Origin of the sequence: Streptomyces sp. BoleA5 (assembly GCF_000373665.1) — a bacterium.
GTDB lineage: Bacteria > Actinomycetota > Actinomycetes > Streptomycetales > Streptomycetaceae > Actinacidiphila.
The window spans coordinates 77,508-97,256 of sequence record NZ_KB892095.1 but is presented as its reverse complement, the minus strand read 5'-3'; the positions used below and the strand labels follow the sequence as shown (position 1 = coordinate 97,256).

Genomic DNA, 19,749 nt, shown 5'->3' with positions numbered 1-19,749 from the left:
ATGCGCCGAAAGCGGTCCGGTTCGCCCGGAACCGCTCAACGGTCGATCTTCCCTGCGTCCTCCTCCGGCACGGGAACTCCAGATCACGGCCCGTGTCGGACATCCCCCCCCGTCGTCCGGACCGGCGGAAGAGGCCCCATCCGGCCCTAGCGGACGGTTGTCGCACATGGCGAGTCTGGGAAGGAGAGGTCTCCTGTACCCGACGCTTCGGAGGAAGCCATGCACGACGAGGAGCTCCGTGCCCTCGACGCCCATTGGCGCGCCGCGAACTACCTGGCGGTCGGCCAGATCTACCTGATGGGCAATCCGCTCCTGGCCGAACCGCTCCGCCCCGAACACGTGAAACCGCGGCTGCTGGGCCACTGGGGCACCTCGCCCGGCCTGAACCTCGTGTACACCCATCTGAACCGGGTGATCAAGGCCCGCGGGCAGCGGGAGCTCGCCGTCTGGGGACCGGGGCACGGCGGCCCGGCCGTCCTGGCGAACGCGTGGCTGGAGGGCACGTACGCGCAGACCTACCCGGACGTCTCGCGTGACGCCGCGGGCATGGGCCGGCTCTTCCGGCAGTTCTCCTTCCCGGGGGGCGTGCCGAGCCACGTCGCGCCGGAGACCCCCGGCTCGATCCATGAGGGCGGTGAGCTCGGATACTCCCTCTCGCACGCCTACGGTGCCGCCTTCGACCACCCCGATCTCGTCGTCACCTGTGTGATCGGCGACGGCGAGGCCGAGACGGGGCCGCTCGCCGCGTCCTGGCACTCCAACAAGTTCCTCGACCCCGTCCACGACGGGGCGGTCCTGCCCGTGCTGCACCTGAACGGCTACAAGATCGCCAACCCCACCGTGCTCGCCCGCGTCCCGGAGGGCGAGCTCGACGAACTGCTGCGGGGCTACGGCCACGAACCGCTGCACGTCACCGGTGACGACCCGTTGGCCGTGCACACCGCCATGGCCGAGGCGATGGACACCGCCCTCGACCGGATCGCCGGGATCCAGGCCGCCGCGCGCGAGGGCGGGGAGCGCGGGCGTCCGCGCTGGCCGGTGATCGTGCTGCGCACGCCGAAGGGGTGGACCGGCCCGGCCGAGGTCGACGGCCTGCCCGTGGAGGGCACCTGGCGCGCCCACCAGGTGCCGCTGGCCGCGGTCCGGGACAACCCGCAGCACCTGCGGCAGCTCGAGGAGTGGATGCGCTCCTACCGGCCCCGGGAGCTGTTCGACGAGGACGGCGCGCCCACCGCGCAGGTGCTCGCCTGCGTCCCCGAGGGCGACCTGCGGCTCGGCGCCACCCCGTACGCCAACGGCGGGCTGCTGCTGCGCGACCTGCCCGTACCGCCGCTGGAGCGGTTCGCCGTCGAGGTCGACAAGCCGGGCGTCACCCTGCACGAGCCCACCCGGATCCTCGGGGGCCTGCTGGAGCGCGTCATGGCCGACACCGCCGGGCGCCGTGACTTCCGGCTCGTCGGCCCCGACGAGACCGCCTCCAACCGGCTGGAGGCGGTCTACGAGGCCTCCGGCAAGGCGTGGCAGGCCGAGGTCCTTCCCGTCGACGAGAACCTCGACCGGCACGGCCGCGTCATGGAGATCCTGTCCGAACACACCTGCCAGGGCTGGCTGGAGGGCTATCTCCTCACCGGCAGGCACGGGCTGTTCTCCTGCTACGAGGCCTTCGTCCACATCGTCGACTCGATGGTCAACCAGCACATCAAGTGGCTCCGCACGACGAGGGCGCTGCCCTGGCGCCGTCCCATCGCCTCCCTGAACTACCTGCTGACCTCGCACGTGTGGCGCCAGGACCACAACGGCTTCTCGCACCAGGACCCCGGCTTCATCGACCACATCCTCAACAAGGCGCCCGAGGTCGTGCGGGTCTACCTGCCGCCGGACGCCAACACCCTGCTGTCGACCGCCGAGCACGTGCTGCACAGCCGCGACTACGTCAACGTCGTCGTCGCCGGCAAGCAGCCCTGCTTCGACTGGCTCGACCTCGACGCCGCCCGCGCCCACTGCGCCCGGGGCGCCGGCGTCTGGCAGTGGGCGGGCACCGAGGACGGCACCCGCGAACCGGACGTCGTCCTCGCCTGCGCCGGTGACGTCCCCACCCAGGAGGTGCTGGCCGCAGCCTCGCTGATCCGCCGTCACCTGCCGGAGCTGGCCGTACGGGTGGTCAACGTGGTCGACCTCGCGCGGCTGGTGCCCAAGGAAGAACACCCGCACGGCATGGCCGACCCGGAGTACGACGCGCTCTTCACCCGCGACAAGCCGGTGATCTTCGCCTACCACGGCTATCCGTGGCTCATCCACCGCCTCGCCTACCGCCGTACCGGCCACGCCCACCTGCACGTGCGCGGCTACAAGGAGATCGGCACCACGACCACGCCCTTCGACATGGTCGTCCGCAACGACCTCGACCGCTTCCGGCTGGTCATGGACGTCATCGACCGCGTACCGGGGCTCGCCGTGCGGGCCGCGCCGGTACGGCAGTTGATGGAGGACTCCCGGCTGCGGCACCACGCGTGGATCCGCGAGCACGGCACGGACCTGCCCGAGGTCACCGAGTGGACGTGGCCGGGCCGGTGACCGGCTGACCGGCAGCCGTGCCTCACGGTGCGCCGCCCGCGGCCGACGCGGGCGGCGCGGGCGGCCCGCGCGACCGCCACGCGTCATCCGCCGCCCGCGCGCGGACGGGCCAGTCACCCCTTCGGAGGATCGGGAATGCCTCCTTTGCGGCGTTATGCTCCACATGGGGCGATGGTCGACGACGTACAAGGAGAAGGCAGTGGTGAAGAGTTGGCGCGCGATGGCGATCGTCCTGGCACTTGCGGCCGCGGGGTTCCTGGCGTCCTGCGACACGGGCGGCGACGGAGCGCCCGGTGCCGATGCCACCGGGTCCGTCGTCCCCTCGAGTCAGACGTCATCCGGCGGCGCGACCGACGGGTCCTCCCCGCGCTCCTACGAGATCTCCGGCGCGAAGGCGCTCGACGTGCGCAACGAGAGCGGTTCGGTGCGGATCACCGTGGGCAGCGGGCCGATGTCGGTGACCGAGACGCTGGAGTACGGCGCCGTGAAGCCGGCCACCCGCCATCGGGTCGAGGGCGGCACCCTGCGGCTGGTCGGCTCCGGGTGCGGGAACAGCCGGCCGTGCAGGGTCGACTACGTCGTCAGGGTTCCCCCCGCGACGCCCGTCACCGTCAGGGTGGACAACGGGGAGGCCGAGGCGGACGGCGTCACCGGCGCGGTCGACCTCGGCACGGGCAACGGCAGCGTCACCGGCACCGCCCTCGGCGCCCGCCGGGCGTCCCTGACGAGCGAGAACGGCACGGTCGAGGCGAGCTTCGAGGCCGCACCGGAGGAGGTCACCGCCACGACCGGGAACGGCATGGTCACCGTCACCGTGCCCCCCGGAACCGCCTACGACGTGCGGGCCCGGACCGGCGTCGGGATGAGGCAGGTCAGCGTGCCGACCGATGCGTCCTCGTCGCGCAGGATCACCGCCACCACCGGGAACGGCATGGTCACGGTGCAGACGGGCTGACCGCCCGGCTCACGGGGCACCGCGGCGAACGGCGGTGCCCCGTGAGCCGGGCGGTCAACCCCGGACGGCCCCCTCGGTCGCGCCCGCGATGAAGCCCCGGGCGAAGAGCGCGAACACCAGCACCAGGGGCGCCGAGGCGAGGGGCACGGCGGCCATCACGACGCTGTAGTCCGTGGAGCGGCCGACGTTGAGCCGGGCCAGGGCGACCTGGAGGGTGATGTGCTCGGGGCGGCGGTTCGCCGATCAGGCCCGGTGAAACCCAGGTCGAAGAAGAGCAGCCCTGACAGGAAGACATCGGCTGCCTCCTCCCGGGTGCTGCCCCTCTGTACCGACCGCGGCATTGCGACCTAGCTCTCCAGGGGCACCGGCGCGGGGCGCCCGGTGCTTCGTGTCCCCCCGGTGCAGGCCCGGACGGGGGGACGCCCGGCCTGAAGTACGCAAGAGCTTGCATGCTGTGCAGTGGTTTGACAAGGATCAATCACAAACCTGCTCGACTTTGATTGACTTTGCAGAGCGACCGAGTAGGGTTCGTGCCATGCTCCCCGACCGACGACATGGGCTGATCCTCCGCGCACTGCGGTCGGACGGCCCCACCTCGGTGACCGTGCTGGCCGAGCGGATCGGCGCCAGCCAGGCCACGATCCGCCGCGACCTCATCCAGCTCGAGGACGAAGGCCTGCTGAAGCGGGTCTACGGCGGCGCGGTCCCGCTGACCGGCGAGGACGATCCGTTCCCGGACGTCGCCGCCGTCCGCGTCGAGGCCAAGGACGCCATCGCCGTCCGCTGCGCCGAGATCATCAAGGACGGCGAGACCGTGCTGCTGGACATCGGGACCACCGCCCTGCGGGTCGCCCGGCACCTGCGCGGCCGCTCGCTCACGGTGATCACCAGCAACCTCGCGGTCTACGAGGAGCTGCAGGACGAGAAGGACGTCCAGCTGGTGCTGCTCGGCGGGGTCGTGCGCCGAGAGTACCGATCCCTGGTCGGCTTCCTCACCGAGGACAACCTGCGCCAGGTTCGCGCCGACCGGCTGGTCCTGGGCACCAGCGGCATCCGCCCGGGCGGGCAGATACTGGACACGACCGCCGTGGAGGTGCCCGTCAAACGGGCCATGATCGCGGCGAGCGACCAGGTGGTGCTCGCGGCGGACGCCGGGAAGTTCCCCGGCACCGGCATGGCCCGCGTGTGCGGGCCCGAGGACATCGACGTCGTGGTGACCAACGCCCCGGCGGACGCGACGACCCGGACCTCGCTGCGCGAGGCGGGGGTGGAGGTGGTCGAGGTTTGACTTGTCCGACCGCCTACAGGCAGTGGATTCCAGCGGTCGCCCGTCGGGTTTCCTGCTTCGTCGCCGACCGCCCCGTCCGGGAGGACTCCCGTTGAGGTCTTACGTCCGCTCCACAGGCAGCTACCGCCAGTCCGGCGGCCAGGATGTTCCTTGCAGCGTTCACATCGCGGTCATGCGTCGCGCCGCACCCGCACGTCCAGGTCCGGACGTGCAGCGGGATCTTCGCCGTCAGGGCTCCGCATGCGGAACACATCCTGCTGCTGGGGAACCAGCGGTCGACGACGATGAGGTCACGCCCGTACCAGGCGCACTTGTACTCCAGCATGGAGCGCAGTTCCGCCCACGAAGCGTCGGAGATGGCGCGCGCGAGCGTGCCGTTCTTCAGCATATTGCGGACGGTCAGGTCCTCGATCACGACCGTTTGGTTCTCGCGGACGAGTCGAGTGGTGAGCTTGTGGAGAAAGTCGCGCCTGCGATCGGTGATCCGTGCATGGATCCTGGCCACCTTGCGTCGGCACTTGTCGTGATTGCGGGAACTTCTGGCCTTGCGGGCGAGCTCTCGTTGGGCCCTCGCGAGGCGCGCTCGGTCCCGGCGCTCGTGTCGGGGATTGGGGATCTTCTCTCCCGTGGAGAGGGCGACGAGGGAGGTGATTCCCATGTCGACGCCGACCGAGAGATCAGTGTCGGGTCCCGGGGCAATCGCGTCTTCGCACAGCATGGACACGAACCATCGTCCCGCACGGTCGCGGGACACCGTCACCGTCGTCGGCTCTGCCTCCGCAGGCAGGGGGCGGGACCAGCGAATGTCAAGTGGTGTCGTCATCTTGGCCAGCGTCAGATGACCTTTGCGCCACGTGAACGCGCTGCGGGTGTACTCCGCCGTGGCGCGCGACCGCTTGCGCGTTTTGAGGCGCGGGTACCGCGCCCGGCCGGCGAAGAAGTTCGTGAACGCGGTCTGCAGATGACGCAGTGTCTGCTGGAGCGGGACGGAGGAGACTTCGCACAGGAAGGCGAATTCCTCGGTCTTCTTCCACTCCGTCAGGCGGGTCGAGGACTGGCCGTACGACATGCGGAGCCGTTCGCTGTTCCAAGCGGCGGTACGTTCCTCCAGTGCTTTGTTGTACACGAGGCGGACGCAGCCGAACGTGCGGGACAGCTCTGCAGCCTGCTCGTCCGTGGGGTAGAAGCGGTACTTGAAGGCCCGTTTGACCTGCGTCACGCGACGTACTCTATCAATTCAGCTAGAACGCATGCGATTTGTTGCGCGATCGCGGTAGTGCGCTCCGCCATTTCGCGACTCCGATTCATGGATGCGTTTCCAAGCCCGGTTACAGCCGGGGGCTCCCACGCAAGGAGTTTGCGATGAAGCTCACGATTCTCGGCGGTGGCGGGTTCCGCGTCCCGCTGGTCCACCGCGCCCTGCTGGAGGACCGCGCGGCGGGCCGGGTCACCCACGTCACCCTGCACGACCTCGACCCCGCACGCCTGGACGCCATCGTCCGGGTGCTGCGGCAGCAGGCGCAGGGGTACCCCGACGCGCCGGGGATCACCATCACCACCGACCTCGACGAGGCGGTCACCGGCGCCGACTTCGTCTTCTCCGCGATCCGCGTCGGCGGCCTCGCCGGACGCGTCGTCGACGAGCGCGTCGCCCTCGACGAGGGTGTCCTCGGCCAGGAGACGGTCGGCCCCGGCGGCATCGCCTACGGGCTGCGCACCATCCCCGTCGCCGTCGACATCGCCCGCCGCATCGCGCGGCTCGCCCCCGACGCCTGGGTCATCAACTTCACCAACCCCGCCGGGATGGTCACCGAGGCCATGTCCCACCACCTCGGCGACCGCGTCATCGGCATCTGCGACTCGCCCGTCGGCCTCGGCAGGAGGGTGGCGCGCGCCCTGCAGGTCGACCCGGACCGCGCCTGGTTCGACTACGCGGGCCTGAACCACCTCGGCTGGCTGCGCGCGGTGCGCGTGGACGGGGTCGACCTGCTCCCGCGCCTGCTGGCCGACGAGACGGCGCTCACCTCCTTCGAGGAGGGCAAGCTCTTCGGCGCCGAATGGCTGCGCACCCTGGGCTCGGTCCCCAACGAGTACCTGAACTACTACTACTCCAACCGCGAGACCGTGGCCGCCGCGCGCGACGCCGAGCACACCCGGGGCGCCTTCCTCCTGGAGCAGCAGCAGCGCTTCTACGAGACGATGCGAGCCCCGGGCACCGAGCCCTTCGCGGCCTGGGACGCCACCCGCCTGGAGCGCGAGACGACCTACGGCGCCGACGTGCGCGAGGCCGCGGGAGCCGGCGAACGCGACTCGTGCGACCTGGAGTCCGGCGGCTACGAGAAGGTCGCCCTCGCCCTGATGCGGGCCATCGCCCTCGACGAGCGCACCACGCTGATCCTCAACGTCCGCAACCGCCGCGCCCTGGAGCCGCTCGACGCCGAGGCCGTCGTGGAGGTGCCCTGCCACGTGGACGCCAACGGCGCCCGCCCGATCGTCGGCGATCCGCTGCCCGGCCACGCCGTCGGCCTGGTCAGCTCCGTCAAGGCCGTCGAGCGCGACGTCATCCTGGCCGCCACCACCGGCGAGCGCGCCGCCGCCCTGCGCGCCTTCGCGCTGCACCCGCTCGTCGACTCCGTCGCCGTCGGCCGGCGTCTGCTCGACGGCTACCGCAAGCACGTATCCGAACTCGCCTACCTCCGGGACTGAGGGGACCAGCACCCATGCACGACGACCGCAAGCAGGTCGAGGCGCGCCTCGACCGCGTCCTCGAACAGCGCCTGCGCCCCGCGGTGTACGCCGCGTCGGTGCCGCTGACGCTCACCGCGTGGCACGTGGACGGCGAACCCGTACCCGTGGCGGAGGCGTTGGCCGCCGGGTACGAGCCCTTCGCGGTCGGCGACCGCTGGGGCACCCCCTGGTCGACCAGTTGGATACGCGCCCTGGGCACCGTCCCCGAGCAGTGGGCCGGCCGGCGCGTCGAGGCCGTCTTCGACCTCGGCTTCATCGGCGACTGGCCCGGCGGCCAGGCCGAGGCCCTGGTGCACGACGCCTCCGGCACCCCGGTCAAGGGCATCGAACCGCGCAACCAGTACGTGCCCGTCGCGAACCCCGCGGCCGGCGGCGAGCCGGTGGAACTGCTGCTGGAGGCCGCCGCCAACCCCGACATCCTGGCGAAGGGCTTCCTGCCGACCCCGCTCGGCGACCGGCTCACCGCGCCCGCGGAACCGCTGTACACGATGGCCCGCGCGGACCTCGCCGTCCTCGACGAGGACGTGTGGCACCTCGTCCTCGACATCGAGGTCGCGGGTGAGCTGATGCGTGAGCTGTCCACGGCCGAGCCGCGCCGCCACGAACTGCTGCGCGCTCTGGAGCGGATGCTCGACGCCCTCGACATCGCGGACGTCGCCGGCACCGCCGCCGCGGCCCGCGCCGAACTCGCCGGGGTGCTGTCCCGGCCCGCCCACGCCAGCGCCCACACGCTGTCCGCGGTCGGCCACGCCCACATCGACAGCGCGTGGCTGTGGCCGCTGCGCGAGACCAAGCGCAAGACCGCCCGCACCTTCTCCAACGTCACCGCGCTCGCCGCCGACTACCCGGAGCTGGTCTTCGCCTGCTCCCAGGCCCAGCAGTACGCCTGGGTCAAGGAGCGCAACCCCGAGGTGTACCGGCGCATGCAGGAGGCGGCGAAGGCCGGCAACTGGGTGCCGGTCGGCGGCATGTGGGTGGAGGCCGACGGCAACCTGCCGGGCGGCGAGGCGATGGCCCGCCAGCTGATCCACGGCAAGCGCTTCTTCGCCGAGGAGTTCGGCGTCGAGTGCCGGGGGGTGTGGCTGCCCGACTCCTTCGGCTACACCGGCGCGTACCCGCAGATCGCCCGGCTGGCCGGGATGGAGTGGTTCCTCACGCAGAAGATCTCGTGGAACCAGACGAACAAGATGCCGCACCACACCTTCTGGTGGGAGGGCATCGACGGCACCCGCATCTTCACGCACTTCCCGCCCGTCGACACCTACAACGCGGTGTTCTCCGGCGAGGAGATGGCCCACGCCGTGCGCAACTACGCCGACAAGGGCGGCGGCACGCGCTCCCTGGTCCCCTTCGGGCACGGCGACGGCGGGGGCGGCCCCACCCGCGAGATGCTGGAGAAGGCCCGGCGCCTGCGCGACCTGGAGGGCTCGGCCAAGGTCGTCGTCCAGGACCCGGACACCTTCTTCCGCGAGGCCCGGGCGGAGTACGAGGACGCCCCGGTGTGGTCCGGCGAGCTCTACCTGGAGCTGCACCGCGCCACCTACACCAGCCAGGCCCGCACCAAGTCCGGCAACCGGCGGGGCGAGCACCTGCTGCGCGAGGCCGAGTTGTGGGCGGCCACGGCCGCGCTGCGCGACCCCTCGTACGCGTACCCGTACGAGGACCTCGACCGGCTGTGGAAGACGGTCCTGCTCCACCAGTTCCACGACATCCTGCCCGGCTCCTCCATCGCCTGGGTGCATCGCGAGGCCGAGGCGACCTACGCCGGCCTGAAGGAGGAGCTGGAGGCGATCACCGCGACCGCCGCAGCGGTGGTGGCCGGCGACCCCGGCACCGGGCCGTCGGCGCCGTGGGTGTTCAACACCTCACCCCGGCCCCGGGCGGAGGTCGTCGCCGTACCGGCGGCGCCGGAGGGGGCCGGGGGCCAGCCGCTCGCCGACGGCCGGGTGGCGGTCTTCGCCGAGCTGCCCGCCTCCGGGGCGGGGCCGGTCGTGGCGGCCGAGCCGGGCGGCAAGGTGACCGTCACCGGCCGTGTCCTGGACAACGGGCTGGTCCGGGTCGAACTCGACGACGACGGCCTGCTCACCTCGGTGTTCGACCTGACAGCGGGCCGCGAGGTGCTGGCCCCCGGCGCGCGCGGCAACCTGCTGCGGCTCCACACCGACCTGCCCAACCAGTGGGACGCCTGGGACATCGACCGGCACTACCGGCGGCAGTACACCGACCTGACGTCCGCGGACGCGATCACCGTCGTGGAGGAGGGCCCGCTGGTCGGCGCCATCCGCGTCGAGAGGTCCTTCGGCGGCTCCCGCCTCGCGCAGACCGTACGGCTGCGCGCGGGCAGCCCGCGGATCGACTTCGAGACGGAGATCGACTGGCACGAGAGCGAGAAGATCCTCAAGGCGGCCTTCCCGCTGGACGTGCACGCCGACCGGAGTGCCGCCGAGATCCAGTTCGGGCACGTCTTCCGGCCCACGCACACCAACACCAGCTGGGACGCGGCCCGTTTCGAGGTCTTCTGCCACCGGTGGGTGCACGTCGCGGAGCCCGGGTACGGCGTGGCCGTGCTCAACGACTCCACCTACGGCCACGACGTCACCCGCGCCTCCCGCGAGGACGGTGGCACCACCACGACGCTGCGGCTCAGCCTCGTCCGGGCGCCCCGCGTGCCCGACCCGCACGCCGACCAGGGCACGCACCGGATGACGTACGCGCTGCTGCCCGGCGCGGCCGTGGAGGACGCCGTGGCGGGCGGCTACGAGCTCAACCTGCCGTTGCGCGTCACCGCCGGGACGGCGGGCACCGGGCCGGTCGCGCCCCTGGTGACCCTGGACGGCACGCGGGCCGTGATCGAGGCGGTCAAGCTCGCCGACGACCGGTCCGGCGACGTGGTCGTGCGGCTGTACGAATCGCTGGGCGGGCGCGCCGCGACCACCCTGCGCGCCTCGTTCCCGGTGGAGCGGGTGCGGGTGACCGACCTGCTGGAACGCCCGCTGGAGGGGGAGAGCGCGCAGCTCGGGCCCGACGGAGGCGTCCGGGTGTCCCTGCGGCCTTTCCAGATCCTCACCGTGCGTCTCACGCCGCGCGCGTGACCGCCCCACCGCCCGGAACGGTCCTGCCTCCCCCCACCCGACCCCGCGCTGCTCCGCCTCGCCGACGAACTCGGCCTGTACGTCGTGGACGAGGCCGACATCGAGACCCACGACCACGCCCACGAGCCGGCCGACGACCCCCGCTACCTGGGGGCGTTCACCGACCGCGTGGCCCGGATGGTGCTGCGCGACCGCAACCACCCCAGTGTCGTCGTGTGGTCGCCGGGCAACGAGAGCGACTACGGCGCCAACCACGACGCCGCCGCGGGCCGGCTGCGGCGCACCGACCCCTCCCGGCCCGTGCAGTACGAGGGCGCGATCAAGGACGCCTGGGAGGAGCCGCAGTCCGCGAGCGACATCATGGCGGTCACCGGCACGTGGGGAGCGGGGACTTCCGGATTGGTGCAGACCATTGACCTCATTGGTCTAGTCCTTCTAGGGTGTCCCCGCACCCACGCGCGCTCACGACCGCTTCCTCACCAGAGGTGACTCCATGCCCAGACAGCAGGGATCACGGTTCCGCAGAGCCATGGTCGGCCTCGTCGCCGCCGGCACCGCGCTGCTCACCGCGGGCCCGGTCACCGGTCCCGCCGTGGCCCAGCCGGCCCCCGCGGCGGCGGCGTCCCACGGCCACCACGCCCCGCACACCGCGGGAGCCTCGCCGAAAGTCGTCGGCTACTTCATCGACTGGGGCGTCTACGCCCGCGACTACCACGTCAAGAACATCGTCACCTCGGGCGCCGCCTCCCGGCTCACCCACATCAACTACGCCTTCGGCAACGTGACGGACGGAAAGTGCGCCGTGGGCGACCCCTGGGCGGACCACCAGAAGCCCTACGACGCGGCGGGCAGCGTCGACGGCGTCGCCGACGGCACCGAGGAAGGCGCGCTGCACGGCAACTTCAACCAGCTGCGCAAGCTGAAGAAGAAGTACCCGCACATCAAGATCCTCTGGAGCTTCGGCGGCTGGACCTGGTCGCCCGGCTTCACCCAGGCCGCGGCCGACCCGAAGGCCTTCGCCGACTCCTGCTACGACGTGGTCGAGGACCCGCGCTGGGCCGACGTCTTCGACGGCATCGACCTCGACTGGGAGTACCCCAACGCCTGCGGCATGTCGTGCGACACCAGCGGCCCGAGCGCGTACAAGGACCTGATGGCCGCCGTTCGCCACCGCTTCGGCAAGAAGAACCTGGTCACCGCCGCCATCACGGCCGACGCCTCGGACGGCGGCAAGATCGACGCCGCCGACTACGCGGGCGCGGCGAAGTACGTCGACTGGTACAACCCCATGACCTACGACTACTTCGGCACCTGGTCCGCCACCGGCCCGACCGCCCCCCACTCGCCGCTCACGTCCTACCGCGGCATCCCGGCGAAGGGCGCCAACGCGGCGGCGACCGTCCACAAGCTGCGCGGCCTCGGCATCCCGGCCCGCAAGCTCCTGCTCGGCCTCGGCTTCTACGGCCGCGGCTGGACCGGTGTGACGCGGACGGCGCCCGGCGGCGACGCCACCGGCCCCGCGCCCGGCACCTGGGAGGCGGGCAGCGAGGACTACAAGGTCCTCAAGACCCGCTGCCCTGCCACGCGGGTGGTCGCCGGCACCGCGTACGGCCGCTGCGGCGACGAGTGGTGGAGTTACGACACCCCGCTCACCCTCCGCGGCAAGGCGTCCTGGGCGAAGTCGCAGGGACTCGGCGGCGCCTTCTTCTGGGAGCTCAGCGGCGACACCGCCGACGGTGAGCTGATCAACGCGCTCGGCCGCGGCCTGCGCTGATCCCACCGCACGCACGTCGTGAGGTCCGGCCGCCACGGGGGCGGCCGGGCCTCACGGCGTTCTGCTTCAGCGACCGGCGCCGAAGTCCTGCGTCCAGTAGTCGCCGGGCTGCGCCAGCGCGATCCCTATTTCCTTGAAGGAGCAGTCCAGTATGTTCCGCTTGTGGCCGGGGCTGGCCATCCAGGCGCTCATCACACTGGAGGCGGAGGAGTAGCCGTAGGCCACGTTCTCGCCGTAGCGGCTCCAGTCGTAGCCCACCGAGGAGATACGGTCGGCGGGTGACGAACCGTCGGAGCCGGTGTGCGACATGTTCCGGTGCGAGGCCATGTCCTTGCTGTGGTCCTGCGCGGCCTCGTTCAGCTTGGCGTTGACCTTCAGGGCCGTGCAGCCGGCCTTGGCCCGCTCCTGGTTCACCAGGTCGAGCACGGTGGCCGAGGCTCCCGTCAGCGTGGCGCCCGAACCCGCGGCCGGTGCGGCGGACGGTGCCGAAGAGGGCGCCGACGACGGCGCGGAGGCGGGGGCCGAGGGCGCGGCGGAGGGAGCCCAGGACGGCTTCCCGCCCCCCTGGCCGCCCTTCGTCCACGTCCCGTCGGAGGAGCCGTTCGCGGATCCGTTCCAGGACCCGCCCCACGAGCCGTGGTTCCAGCGGCCCTGGCCCTGCGCCTGGGACCCGTCGTACCGCGGGCCCTGCTGGCCGCCGACACAGGCCATGGCCACCGAGGGCACACCCACGGCGGCGACGGCGAGGGCTGCGACCGTTGTCTTCCGGAAGCGCATCGTCCGGCGGTGCTTCGTCATTGCGTGACCTCACTCGAAGGTTCGGTGTGCGTGTTCACGACCCGCCTGAGCTGCCATGACGGCTGGCGGGCCCGCCCATTGTGTGGACCGTCCCGAACATCGGGCAATGAAAGATCGGTACTACGCGGACTCGTAGCCGCGACGGCTCTTGCGCCCGGCGGGTGGGCGTGCCGCGCCTTCGTGTCCCTGTCCCGGACAAGACCTGATGGGCCCTCAGTTCGCTTTTCCCGCCCCGGAAGCGGCCCATGACGCCGTACGGATCGGATACCGTCGCTCCCCTGTGCGAATAATGCCCCATTCCGTTCCGGATAGAGGTTATATGCCGCGTGGGAGCCGGCTACTAAGTCGCACCGTAACCACCCAATCCAGCGTGAGGGACCTCACAGGGCCTCCCGGGAACAGTTGCCGCGGTGGCCGTCACGGACGCACCGCAGGGCACAATCACCGCATGCGACACATCCTCGTCATCGGCATCGGCGCGGGCGATCCCGAACACCTCACCCTTCAGGCGGTCAAGGCGATCGGCCGTACGGACGTCTTCCTCGTCCTCGGCAAACCGGAGGAGCGCCAGGACCTGATCCGCCTGCGCCGCCGGATGCTCGACGAGCACGCCCGCCCCGGCCACCGGCTCGTCGAGGTCCCCGACGCCGAGCGCGACCGCGGCGCACCCGGCTACGCGGAGGCCGTCGAGGACTGGCGCCGCCGCCGCGCCGACCTGGTGGCGGGCCTCCTCGACGCCCACCTCGGCCCCGGTGAGACCGGCGCCTTCCTGGTCTGGGGCGACCCCTCCCTGTACGACAGCGTGATCGCCGTCGTCGAGGAGGTGCTCGCCCGCCGGCCCGGCTCCTTCACCCACGAGGTCGTACCGGGCATCAGCAGCGTCGCCGCCCTCGCCGCCCGCCACCGCCTGACCCTCACCCGGGTCGGCCGCCCGCTGCAGATCACCACCGGACGCCGCCTCGCCGAGGGCTTTCCCGAGGACGCCGACGACGTGGTCGTGATGCTCGACGGCCGCGCCGCCTTCGCCGGGATCGACCCCGAGGGCCTCGACATCCACTACGGCGCCTACCTCGGTACCGAGGACGAGATCCTCCTGTCCGGACCGCTCGCCGAGACCTCCGAACGCATCCTCCGCGCCCGTACCGAGGCCCGGGAGCGCAAGGGCTGGATCATGGACACCTACCTGCTGCGCCGCCGCACCGACGAGCCGGGCTGAGCCATGCGCAGCGCGCGGCGTACGGTCCTGCGATACGGGTGTACCAGCCCTTACTGTGACATCCGGTACTGAGCCCCTGTGTACGGGATGAGGTCGAGGACGTGCCGTTCGCGGAGGGGGCCGGCGGTGGCGGGCCCGCGTCCGCCGCCGTGCCGGGCCCCGGTGCCGGGCCGTGGTCGCGGGCGCCGCTGCTCGCGGTGTGCGCCGGCTACTTCATGGTCATCCTCGACGTGACCGTCATCAACGTCGCGGTGCCCGTGGTGGGCCGCGAGCTGTCGGCCTCCCTCACCGGGATCCAGTGGATCACCGACGGGTACACGATGGTGTTCGCGGGCCTGCTGCTCACCGGCGGGGCGCTCGGCGACCGGCTCGGCAACCGCCGGGTCTTCTGCACCGGCGTGGCCGTGTTCACCGTGTCCTCCGCGGCGTGCGCGCTCGCACGGGACGCCCCGGCCCTGGTCGCCGCCCGGCTGGCCGAGGGACTCGGCGCCGCACTCGTCGTGCCCGGCTCCCTGGCGCTGCTCCAGCAGGCCTACCCGCTCCCCGCCGCGCGGTCGCGGGCCGTCGGGCTGTGGGGCTCGATGGCCGGCATCGCCGCCTCCGCGGGGCCGTTGCTCGGCGGGCTGCTCGTGTCCACGGTGGGCTGGCGGTGGGTCTTCCTGGTCAACCTCCCCGTCGGCGTCGCCTGCCTGGTGCTGACGCTGCGGCACGTGGCGCCCTCGCCCCGGCGGGCCGACCGGGCGCTGGACTGGCCCGCGCAGTGCGCCGTCGTGGCCGCGGTCGCCCTGCTGACCGCCGTGCTCAACGAGGCCGGGCGGCGCGGGTGGACCGATCCGGCGGTCCTCGCCGGCGCCGGCCTCGCCCTCCTCGCCGCGGCGGCGTTCACGGTGCGCGAGCGGCTGGCCCGCGCACCCGCGATCCCGTCGCGCATGCTGCGCTCCCGGGCGGTCGGCGGCGGCTCGCTGACCGGGCTGCTGTTCAACTTCGCCTTCTACGGCATGGTGTTCACCGCCAGCCTCTCCTTCCAGCACCAGCGCGGCTACAGCGCGCTGGGCACCGGCCTCGCCCTCTTCCCGGCCGTGGCGACGACGATGTTCGCCTCCGTCCTGTCCGGGCGGCTGGCCCGCAGGACAGGGGACCGCCCGCTGGTCGTCAGCGGCATGCTGCTGGGCGCACTGGGGCTCGCCGGCTGGGCCGCGGCGGGCCCCGCCCCGGCCTACCCGCTGCTCGTCGCCCCCATGATGGCCGCGGGCTTCGGCACCTCCTTCGCCCTCACCGGCACGACCACCACCGTGATGGCGGCCGCACCCCCCGGCTGCTCGGGCACGGCCTCCGCGCTGTTCAACACCGCCCGCCAGATCGGCAGTGCCGCAGGTGTGGCCCTCGGCGGCACCCTCCTGGCCACCGCCGCCGACCAGGGCAGGGGCCTGCGCCTGTCCATGGCCGCCGGCGCCCTCGCCTACCTGACCGCCGCCGCCCTGGCCCTGCGGTGCGTCCCCCGGAAGTCCTAGACTGCCCCCGTGCACCTGATCGACGGCGGTGGGACCGCCCCCGACGCGCCCGTCCTCCGTACCGGCGGTGTCCCGCTCGTGCCGGAGGGCTTCGTCTGGCCGCGGTGCCGGACCTGCGAGGGGGCGCTGCAGTTCCTCGCGCACCTGCCCGCCGGGGACAGCGCCGTGGCGGTCTTCCTCTGCCAGAACGATCCCGGCACGTGCGAGGACTGGGACCCCGCGGCCGGCGGCAACCGCGCGTACGCGTTCATCGGGGCGCTGACCCCGGCCGCCGTCCCCGTGGAGGGCGAGACGCAGCTGGGCGCGGTCACCGCGCTGCGCGCCGTCCCGGACGGCGGTCCCGCCCCGGAGCGGGCGCTCGGGCGGCTGGGCGGCGAGCCCGGCTGGCTGCAGGGCGACGAGACCCCGCACTGTCCCTCCTGCGCCGCGCCGATGACGTTCACGGCCCAGCTCGAGGAGGGAGCCGACCACACGACCTCGGCGAACTTCGGCGGCGGGGGCCGCGGTTACGTCTTCGCCTGCCGGCCCTGCGGCGAGGCCGCCTTCCTCTGGCAGTGCTGAACGCGGCCCTCCGCCGTGTCCTGCCCCGGCCGGAACCCCGCCACGGGATCGTGTGCGTCAACGGTGGCTCCCCGGCCGTCGCCGGGTTCCGGCCGCGCGGAACGGTCCCCGCCTTCGCGCGGTCGACTCCGGGCGGAGGGCCGGTCGCCCGAGGACGTCACCACGGGCACCGGTGAGGCCGGGAGCGGTGCCGTGCCCGTGTACCGTGCGACGAGGCTCAGCGGCGCCGGCTCGGGCGGCGCCGGCCGGACCCCGGTCGCCGACGGCGCGGGCCCCAGGCGCGACCAGCTCCGCTCGTCGCCCCACACCGAGAGCGGATCGACGTAGGGGCGCAGCAGACCGGTCAGCACCGGGTCACCGCGGCCCGCGAGTTCGTCCGAAGCCAGCTTCCGCGCCACCCCGGCGAGGAAGTCGGCGAGCTGGATGCGCGCGTCATGACGCGACTCGGCCAGCCGGAGCCCCGCCAGACGACGGCCCGCGGGCAGCGACGCGCCGAGGCGCGTGATCCGTTCCTCGGTGAGCGTGTTCTGCCGGTCGTGCACGATGTGCACCGGCGCGCCGCCCTCACCCCAGCGCGCGACCGTGCGCTCCAGTGCGGGGAAGAGCGGATCCAGCGGTTCCACCGCCCCCGGCTCGGCCGCGAGCCGCGCCCGGAACGCCTCCGCCCGGGGCCTCGCCCGCCGCAGCACCGCGAGGACCCCGGACGAACCCGGGTCCCCGCCGGGTGCCGGACGCAACTCCTCCAGCGCCCGGTAGAAGGCGTCGACGGGCGCTTCCCCGTCCTCGTGGTTCCTGCGGCGCACCAGGTCGTTGCCGGCCCGGAGGAACGCCCGCCACCCCGAGGGCTCCACGGCGCCGCGCCCCTCGCGGTAGAGCGCCGCCGCCGTGGCCGCCGCGGCAGGGCCGCCGTCCAGCACGTCGAGGACCGCCAGGAGCACGAAGTACGACTTGTCGACGAGGTGCACGGACGCATGACCGTGCAACGGGCCCGCGGGTCCCAGCAGCCACTCCAGCACCGCCCGGTGCTTCTCCCGCAGCAGGTGGTTGGCCTTGTACTCCTCCGCGGGCGACCTGATGCGCTCCCGTATCTCCCGCAGCGCCCCGGCGGCGGCGTCTCCCGCGACGCACACACCCGCGTGGGCGAAGACATCCGTGTTCCCGCTGATCAGGTTCTCGCCGTCCGAGCCCGACTCGTCGCAGGCGACCTCCAGGAACGTCACGCGCCCATCATCGCGTCCGCCCCCCTTCGCCACCACGCATTTTGCGGCCCCTCCCGGCATCCGTCGCGAGGACGGCGACATCGTGCGCGGGACGCGAAAGCGCCGCGCCCGCATCGACCGTCGCGTCCAGGAGTCCTCCCGCTCCGCGCGGGCGCCCCCGATTAAGCGATGGCTCCGCTGGTTCCCGCGCTTCTACAGTGAGCGCGCACCAGAACGTCACGGGGGATTCCGGCACCATGCGCACGCACTATCCACGCACACCGCATCTGCCCTGGTCGCCAGGGGCCACTCCCGACGACGTACGCGCCGGGGACCCCGGCGCGCTGCGGGGCCGCGAGGTCGTCGTCACCGAGAAGCTCGACGGCGAGAACACCACCCTCTACCGGGACGGGATGCACGCCCGGTCGCTCGACTCCGCCCACCACCCCTCCCGGGCGTGGGTCAAGGCGCTCCAGGGACGGATCGGCCCGCTCCTCCCGCCCGGCCTGCGGGTGTGCGGGGAGAATCTGTACGCCCGGCACTCCCTCGCCTACGAGGGCCTGGACAGCTGGTTCCACGGCTTCTCCGTCTGGGACGGCGACCGGTGCCTGGACTGGGACCGCACGGTCCGCTTCCTGAGGGGGCTCGGGATCCCGGTGCCGCCCGTGCTGTGGCGCGGCACGTACGACGAACGCGCGCTGCGCGCCCTGCGCCTGGACACCGCACGCCAGGAGGGCTACGTCGTCCGCACCGTCGAGGGCTTCCCCTACGAGGAGTTCGGCCGCCGTGTCGCCAAGTGGGTGCGGGCCGGCCATGTGACGACCGGCACCCACTGGATGCACGCCCCCGTCGTCGAGAACGGGCTGGGCCCCGCCGCCCCGTTGTGGGCGGTGCGCTCCGGCGCGGCCCCCGACGCCGGAGCGCTCGCCTCTGCGGTGGGCCTCGCCGTCACCGACTCCGGCTCCGGCTCCGGCTCCCACGCCGACGCCTACTGCGACCCCGGCTCCGCCGACCGCGCCGCCGACGTCTCCGCCCGGCTGGACGGCCTTCGCCGCACCGGGGACGCCCGCCTGTCCGGGGTCCTCGCCGCCCTGCTGCACGACATCCCACGCGCCCGCCTGGCGGCCCGCCTCGCCGGACCGCTCGGCATGCCGCAGGCCCGGCGCGTGGCCGACCTGGCCGGACTCCACCCGGCGCTGCAGCGCCCGTACCCCGACGAGGACCGGGCGGCCGGTCTCGCCCGCATGGCGCTCGCCGCGGACCTCGGCGTCCTGCACGCCGTGGCGGCCGCGGCGGCGCCCGACCGCGAGGCCCGTGAGCAGACCGAGTGGTCGGCTCTGCACGCCGAGGAGGCGGGCCTGCTCGGCCCCGACCCGCTCGGCCCGCTGCGCCACGGACTGCGCGCGGCCCTCGCGGACCTCGACCACGAGGCCGCGGACCGCTGCTGGGCCGAGGCCCGCGCGGCGTACGCCGCCGGGCGGATCGGCGGCGCGCAGGAGGCCGTGGCCGCGACCTGGCGGTGGCGTACCGGGGAGTTCCCCCGCCTGATCCACCTGACGGGACCCGCGGGCAGCGGCAAGAGCACCTTCGCCGGCACCCTGCCCGCCGGCGTCGTCCGCATCGCCCTCGACGACCTGCGCCTCGCCCGCGGTTCCCGCGCCGACCAGCGCGCCAACGCCGGCGTCCTGCGCGAGGGACTGCGCCGGCTCGACGCCGCTCTGGCCGGGCGTGCGACGGTGGTGTGGGACGCGACGTCCCTCACCCCGCACCAGCGCTCCCTGGTGCACGCGGTGGCCCGCCGCCGCGACGCCCTGGTCACGCACGTGGTGACCCTGGCCGGCGAGGAGGAGCTGGCCCGGCGCAACGCCCGGCGCGCCCACCCGGTGCCGCCGGCCGTACTGACCGCGCAGGCCCGCCGGTTCGCCCCGCCGTACCCCGGCGAGGCCCACCGCACCTGGTACGTCGGCGCGGACGGAGCCGTCGGCGACACCGACGGCTCGCTCGGCGGCACCGCGACCGGACAGGAGGCGTGA

General features: G+C 73.0%; 12 protein-coding genes and 2 pseudogenes. 11 read left to right on the top strand and 3 right to left on the bottom strand.

From position 1 onward, the window contains the following. Positions 1-210 precede the first annotated feature (210 nt). The 3 genes and pseudogenes from B085_RS0110985 to B085_RS0110970 form a co-directional block, all read left to right on the top strand. Positions 211-2,574, top strand: a pseudogene (locus tag B085_RS0110985) (phosphoketolase); the annotation flags it as partial. A 199-nt stretch (positions 2,575-2,773) separates the two neighbouring features. Then, positions 2,774-3,529 (top strand): DUF4097 family beta strand repeat-containing protein, encoded by a 756-nt coding sequence (locus tag B085_RS42020; protein WP_158689718.1) that lies wholly within the window; start codon positions 2,774-2,776, stop codon positions 3,527-3,529. 535 nt (positions 3,530-4,064) lie between these two features. Further along, positions 4,065-4,817, top strand: a complete 753-nt coding sequence (locus B085_RS0110970; protein ID WP_018558620.1) for a DeoR/GlpR family DNA-binding transcription regulator — start codon at positions 4,065-4,067, stop codon at positions 4,815-4,817. A gap of 13 nt (positions 4,818-4,830) precedes the next feature. On the opposite strand, the gene B085_RS0110965 is transcribed toward B085_RS0110970, so the two are convergent. Next, entirely contained in the window at positions 4,831-6,036 is a 1,206-nt protein-coding gene (locus B085_RS0110965) for an RNA-guided endonuclease InsQ/TnpB family protein (protein ID WP_018558619.1), read from the bottom strand. A 143-nt stretch (positions 6,037-6,179) separates the two neighbouring features. Here B085_RS0110965 and B085_RS0110960 point away from each other — a divergent pair, with 143 nt between their 5' ends. From B085_RS0110960 to B085_RS0110945, 4 genes and pseudogenes are all read left to right on the top strand, one after another. Further along, the gene (locus tag B085_RS0110960) at positions 6,180-7,523 is read left to right on the top strand and encodes a 6-phospho-beta-glucosidase (RefSeq protein ID WP_018558618.1); all 1,344 of its coding nucleotides are present in this window, start codon (positions 6,180-6,182) and stop codon (positions 7,521-7,523) included. Positions 7,524-7,537: 14 nt separating this feature from the next. Continuing rightward, a complete protein-coding gene (locus tag B085_RS0110955) occupies positions 7,538-10,657 on the top strand; it encodes an alpha-mannosidase (RefSeq protein ID WP_018558617.1) in 3,120 nt (1,039 codons plus the stop codon). 30 nt (positions 10,658-10,687) lie between these two features. Next, positions 10,688-11,017: pseudogene (locus tag B085_RS0110950) on the top strand (glycoside hydrolase family 2 TIM barrel-domain containing protein); the annotation flags it as partial. Between the two features lie 133 nt (positions 11,018-11,150). After that, positions 11,151-12,431 carry a glycoside hydrolase family 18 protein gene (locus tag B085_RS0110945; RefSeq protein ID WP_026250912.1) on the top strand — a complete coding sequence of 427 codons (1,281 nt, stop codon included), beginning with the start codon at positions 11,151-11,153 and terminating at the stop codon, positions 12,429-12,431. Between the two features lie 66 nt (positions 12,432-12,497). On the opposite strand, the gene B085_RS46795 is transcribed toward B085_RS0110945, so the two are convergent. Then, positions 12,498-13,229, bottom strand: coding sequence for a CAP domain-containing protein (locus tag B085_RS46795; RefSeq protein ID WP_026250911.1), 732 nt, complete (start codon positions 13,227-13,229; stop codon positions 12,498-12,500). A 448-nt stretch (positions 13,230-13,677) separates the two neighbouring features. On the opposite strand from B085_RS46795, the gene cobF reads away from it, so the two are divergent. The 3 genes from cobF to B085_RS0110925 all read left to right on the top strand — a co-directional run bounded on the left by cobF (position 13,678) and on the right by B085_RS0110925 (position 16,517). Further along, a complete protein-coding gene (gene cobF / locus B085_RS0110935; RefSeq protein WP_018558612.1) occupies positions 13,678-14,445 on the top strand; it encodes a precorrin-6A synthase (deacetylating) in 768 nt (255 codons plus the stop codon). Between the two features lie 101 nt (positions 14,446-14,546). Next, entirely contained in the window at positions 14,547-15,956 is a 1,410-nt protein-coding gene (locus B085_RS0110930; RefSeq protein WP_018558611.1) for an MFS transporter, read from the top strand. Between the two features lie 9 nt (positions 15,957-15,965). Next, positions 15,966-16,517 (top strand): hypothetical protein, encoded by a 552-nt coding sequence (locus B085_RS0110925; protein WP_018558610.1) that lies wholly within the window; start codon positions 15,966-15,968, stop codon positions 16,515-16,517. Here the strand turns inward: B085_RS0110925 and B085_RS42005 are convergent. Then, positions 16,463-17,737 carry a hypothetical protein gene (locus tag B085_RS42005; RefSeq protein WP_018558609.1) on the bottom strand — a complete coding sequence of 425 codons (1,275 nt, stop codon included), beginning with the start codon at positions 17,735-17,737 and terminating at the stop codon, positions 16,463-16,465. The two genes, B085_RS0110925 and B085_RS42005, sit on opposite strands and share 55 nt — an antisense overlap. 236 nt (positions 17,738-17,973) lie before the next feature. On the opposite strand from B085_RS42005, the gene B085_RS0110915 reads away from it, so the two are divergent. Then, positions 17,974-19,749, top strand: a complete 1,776-nt coding sequence (locus B085_RS0110915) for an RNA ligase family protein (protein WP_018558608.1) — start codon at positions 17,974-17,976, stop codon at positions 19,747-19,749.